Origin of the sequence: Saccharothrix sp. ST-888 (genome assembly GCF_000955975.1) — a bacterium.
Classification (GTDB): domain Bacteria; phylum Actinomycetota; class Actinomycetes; order Streptomycetales; family Streptomycetaceae; genus Kitasatospora.
Genome location: NZ_JYJF01001019.1, coordinates 1 through 295, shown reverse-complemented (window position 1 = coordinate 295; position 295 = coordinate 1). Strand labels below are relative to the sequence as shown.

1 protein-coding gene is annotated in these 295 nt (G+C 71.5%); it reads right to left on the bottom strand.

The genetic code is table 11. The features are described 5' to 3' along the window. Window positions 1-295 (bottom strand): chorismate synthase (locus UK12_RS35395; RefSeq protein WP_045307332.1); only part of this gene is annotated, 295 nt, incomplete at both ends.

Here is a 295-nt window from a genome sequence, read left to right as displayed (position 1 = left end):
GCACGTTGCGGCGGGTCTCGGAGACGTTGTCGCCGCCGAACTTCTCACTCACCGCGTCGGCCAGCACCAGCGCGACCATCGCCTCGGCGACGATCCCCGCCGCCGGAACGGCACAGACATCCGAACGCTGGTGGTGCGCCTTCGCCGGCTCACCCGTCCGCACGTCCAGCGTCCGCAACGCCCGCGGAACCGTCGCGATCGGCTTCATCGCCGCCCGCACCCGCAGCAGCTCACCCGTCGACAGACCACCCTCGGTACCACCCGAACGCCCCGACGTACGCCGGACACCCTCAGC